At 68.1% G+C, this 4,906-nt stretch carries 2 protein-coding genes and 1 pseudogene; all 3 read right to left on the bottom strand.

What is annotated here, in order from left to right:
* Window positions 1-917, bottom strand: a pseudogene (locus tag AB0I81_RS63715) (hypothetical protein); the annotation flags it as partial.
* Between the two features lie 211 nt (window positions 918-1,128).
* Complete coding sequence (locus tag AB0I81_RS63720; RefSeq protein ID WP_360680604.1) at window positions 1,129-4,212, bottom strand: BTAD domain-containing putative transcriptional regulator; 3,084 nt, start codon at window positions 4,210-4,212, stop codon at window positions 1,129-1,131.
* Window positions 4,213-4,698: 486 nt separating this feature from the next.
* Window positions 4,699-4,906 (bottom strand): hypothetical protein (locus tag AB0I81_RS63725; RefSeq protein ID WP_360680607.1); only part of this gene is annotated, 208 nt, incomplete at its 5' end.

Here is a 4,906-nt window from a genome sequence, read left to right on the forward strand (position 1 = left end):
GTGTTGTGGCGGTGGTGTATTCCGGTGGGGTTGGAGGCGAAGACTTCGAGGCGGCCGTCTTGGTTGGTGCCGACGGCCAGGCCGTATCCGCCGCCGCCGAAGTTGTTTTCCCAGTCCCACCAGCTACCGTTGCGTTGTTTTTGCACGCGGTGCCAGAAGGTGTCGCGGTTGAGTGCGAAGAGTTCTAGGCGGCCGTCGGCTGAGGTGGCGATTGCGAGGTTGGCGGTTTTGGGGCCGCCCCAGAACTCCCATGGCGCCCAGCCGCCATTGACGGCGGTCTGGTAGGTGTGCCAGACGCCGTCGGCCGCGCCTGTGAACACCTCCATCCGGCCGTCCGCGTTCGCCCCCGACACCACCCGATCACCCGAGCCGTCGTTGACAATCTTGTTGTATCGATACGGCAGGTACGTGGGATACGTTGCCGACCAGGAGTATTCGTAGTACCTGGCACGCGGCGGGGTCTGCTCGTACACCCAATACCGTTCGTGAGTGCCGTCCAGCCAGCCGCCGAACAGTCGCACATGACCCATTTCGTTGGGCCATTTCGGGTTCTGCCACAGCAGGGCGTCACCGGGCAGGAGTTCGTCTTTGACGATCCGGCCACTGATCTGCGACAGCGAATTGGTGGTGTAACTCTGATCCGCGAACCACGCGAAGGAGATGAACCCCGAGCAATCCTTCCGGTAACCGTCGCGGTAGGTGTAGTTGTCGTAGGGAACCGCCGCGTCAACCCAAGTCTTTCCGCGGGCGAGCACCTCGGCTCTGGTGATGGGGCCGTTCTTGGCCGCGCTGGCGGATGCCTCGTGCAGCTGCGCGTTGGCGGCGGCCTCGTGCTCGTACCGGCCCGGATCGGGCTCGGCCGTCGCCGCCGTTGCATGCGTCGACAGGACGGCGGGCAGCATCAGGCAGATCAGCACCGATAACCAAAGCACACGTCGGCTGTTGTTCGCTTGTCTCACTGGGGGCCTTTCATCGCAGATTGTCGGCGCCTGGCGGGACACCGAAAGAAGCTGTGGAAGGAGATCACGCAGTCGCCGTCGTACAGCGGGTGTGTCCGCCAAGGCGCCCGCCTCCAGAGTGGAATCCGTGGCTGTAGCAGTGCTGTATCGCCGCTCTAGCCCGCTTCAGTCACCCTTCAGCGGCGGGTGGTTCGAGCCGTTCACGGCTGCCGTACCGCTGGAAAGTCGCCAGCGCGGATGATTCCAGCTTCCGCGCGGCGGCGAGATCGCCACGTCGCCGGTGGGCCTGCGCCAGGTCCCGGTCGGTGCGGGCCCGGAACAGGTCAAGGCGTAGTGCCACCCACCGCTCGCGAGCGCCGCTCAGGTGGGCCACGGCCAGGTCCAGCTCGCCCTTTGCCAGGTGCAGTTCACCGATGGTGCGTGTGGACAGTGCTACACCAAAACCGTCGCCGAAGTCCGTGCACACCTCGTGAGCCTGCGCCAGGAGCGCGGCCGCGTGCTCGACGTGCCCCTGCCTGATCCGGACCTTGCCCAGGCACTGCGTCGCGTAGGCGACAAGCAGCCGGTCGCCGATCTCCGTGAGCACGGAGATGGCCTGTTCCGAGAGCCGTTCAGCCGTGTCCAGCGCACCGCTCGCCCGGTGCACCATCGCCAGCGACCGCAGCGCCATGCCTTCGCCGCGGCAGTCGTCGACTTGGCGGTAGGCGGCCAGCGCCTCTTCCAGGGCGGCCTCTGCTTCCGCGAAATTGCCGATCTCACGGCTGACGTGGCCGAAGCCGTACCCGCACTCGGCCAAGCCGGCCATGTCGTCCAGTCGCGAGTAGATCGCACGGGCCGGTTCGAGCAGCTCCAGGGCCTGCCGGAAACGTCCCTGCTCGCGGTGGACAGAGGCCTGCCCGATCAGGCAGCCGGCCTCCCCCCGCCGATCGTTGCGAGCACGGAACACCACCAGCGCACGGCGATAGTACCCGGCGGCGTCGTCCAGGAGGTCCTGCTCATAATGCAGCTGTCCAAGCCCGCGCAGGAGAATGGCCTCGCTGAGCCGGTCCCCGGCCCCCTCGGCGGCCGCGAGAGCCGCGCTGTGGGTGTGCAGCCACAGGTCGAAGCTGTTGCGCAGCCGGAACCAGGGCAACAGCGCCTCGCACATTTCGCGCGCGAGATACGTCAGGCCGAACTGAGCGGCCCGCTCGACGGCGTGGACCAGGGTCCACTGCTCCTGGTCGAGCCACGAATGAGCATCGTCCGGCGGTTCGGCGGCCGGGACGGTGCAGGCCCGCTGGTCATCGGTCAGGGCTGGACCAGCCCTCGCCACGCTCCGGACGCCGGTGCGCAGTTCGGTGACGTGGGCCAGCAGGAGACGCCCCAGCCTCTCGATCGCCCGGCGTTGGTCGGGGGGTGGTTCCTCGGCGTCGGCACGCTCGCGGGCAAACAGCCGGATGAGGTCGTGTACGGCATAGCGGACCTGCCCGTCCAAGCCGATGTCCGCGGCGTCCGCGAGCTGCGCGTCGGTCAGCCGCTCCGCGAAGTATTCGGCCTTGACCAGCGTGACGTCGAGTAACGGCGCCAGCAGCCAGGGGGAGAACTGCGCCGGACTGATCAAGCCAAGCCGGCGGAACGCCAACCGGATGGGATCGGGGAGGCCGGAATAGCTCAGCTGCAGGGTGGCCCGGACCTCAAGATCGCCGGCCACGAGCTCGTCGAGGCGACGGCGTTCGTCGCGCAATCTGCTGGCGAGCACGCTGAGTGGCCAGCTCTGCCGCGCCGCGAGCCGTGCGCCGGCCGTCCGCACGGCCAGCGGAAGACCGCCGCACAGGCGGACGATCTCCTCCGCTGCCGCCGGCTCGGCCGCCGTCCGGCCCGATCCGGCGAGCTTACCCAGCAGCCGCAGCGCGTCGTCAGGATCCAGTACGTCCAGACCGAGAGTGTTCTGGGACTCCAGACCCACCAGCGCGGTACGGCTGCTCAGGATCGCCGCACTACCGGCATGCGCCGGCAGCAGCGGCCGGACCTGGGCCTCTGACCCAGCGTTGTCCAGCATAATGAGGATCCGCCGCCCCGCGATCCGGCTGCGGAACAGGCTGCTGCGTTCTTCGACGGAGTCCGGCAGTCGCGAGGCGGGTTCGCCGAGCGCGCGCAAGAACGCGCCCAGGATCTCCTGCGTTTCCTCGGCTCCCGTTCCGCCACCGCGAAAGACCCCGTGAAGCTGCCCGTCCGGGAACGCCTCACAGATCGTGTGGCCCACAGCGTTGGCCAGCGCGGTCTTCCCGCTGCCCGCCTTCCCGGTGATGACGCAACACACCGCATGGTCGGCGGCCTCGGCGCTCAGCAGCGTCCGCCGCAGCTCCGCCATCTCCTTCTCCCGCCCGATCAGCTTGCCGAACTGCGGCGGCAACTGGCGTGGCGGCTGAGGCGAGGGGTGGGCGCACGGGGTGCCGTCACCTACCGGTGAGCCGGCGTCTTGCCCGTCCGGAGCGTCGAGGCCAATGGTGGCGGCAACAGGAAGGGCCAGGTCGAGGGAGGCGTCCGCGGACAGGATCGCTTGGTGTATCCGGCGAAGTTCCGGGCCGGGCTCAACGCCGAGCTCCGTCCGGAGCATGCGGCGCGCCTGACTGTAGGCCTCCAGCGCGTCGGCTTGTCGTCCCAGCCGGAAGAGAGCAAGCATCTGCTGCGCGCGTAACGTCTCCCGCAAGGGGTACGCCGCGACGAGCGCGGCCAACTCGGCGGCCAGTGGACCGATTCGGTTCATCCGGAGGTCGGCGTCGATCCGCTCTTCGAGGACGATGAGCCGTAACTCCTCCAGACCGTGGGCGGCCTGCCGGAGCACCGGACTCTCCAAACCGTCGAGCGCGGGACCCCGCCACAGCGCCAGGGCGGTCCGCAACGTTTCGGCCGCCTGGTCATGCCGCCCCACCGCGGCGGCCGCGCGCCCCCTGGCGGCCAGCGACTCAAACCTGGCGACGTCAACGTCTTCGCTTCCAACGCTGAACAAATAGCCGGGCAGCCGAGTCACGATCACCTGCTGGCCGTTGACGCGCAGAACACGACGAAGATTCGAGACATACGTCTGCAGCAACGCCAGCGCGGTCGGCGGCGGAGCATTGCCCCAGACGGCGTTGATCAGGTCGGAAACCGACACGACTCGATTGGCGCGCAGCAGGCCGACGGCGAGCAGAGCCAAGGGCTTGCCCGCGGTCAACGTGAGCTGCCGATCGTCGAGCCATACTTCGGGCGCGCCAAGTAACCGGAAATCCACCCGATCCCCCGCGAGGACACATAGGGCCTTGGTGAGGAGCCAGTGTCCGAAAATGGGGCCGAGATATCAAGAGCGTCCATTGCGGCGGGCGGGATGCGACCGAGCCTCGATGGGCGGCACCTGCGCGGCTGTCCCGACACAAACGCGGGCGACATCGGAACGAGGGCGGTACGACAACGGGAGTTGCAAGCGTGGTTCGTGTGCGCGGTCTGTTATTGCGCCGCGCGCTTCAGTGCTTGATGAGGGATGGCGCGGAGTAGATCGCATGGCCACCTGGAAAAGCGGACTTGCCGGCGCTGCCGGCCCGGTCGCCCGCCCGGCGTCGCCCCGGCCGCCTGGCAGGCCGCCCGTGACGAATTCCTGGACCGCGAGAAGGCACCCACCCTCGAGGGCGACGCCATCGCCGCCCTCTCTGCCGGCTGCCGACGGTGAAGTTCAGAAGTGCCTTCGCCCGCTGCGCCCGGACTTTCAGACGGTTCAAGCGGCTCAGGCGATGATGCCGGGGCTGTTCCTGCCCAGTTGCGCCCAGTCCGACCACGGCGGACCGGCAGCTGTCTGGTGGCGGTGATTGATGCTGCTCTCGTTCGTGCCGATGACTACGAGGCGGCCGTCGGCGTTGTGGCCGGTGGTGATGTCGGTGCCGCCGCCGCCGAAGTTTTCCCAGGGCCACCAGGTGCCGTTGGGTTCTTTTTGT

Origin of the sequence: Nonomuraea sp. NPDC050404 (genome assembly GCF_040655495.1) — a bacterium.
GTDB lineage: Bacteria > Actinomycetota > Actinomycetes > Streptosporangiales > Streptosporangiaceae > Nonomuraea.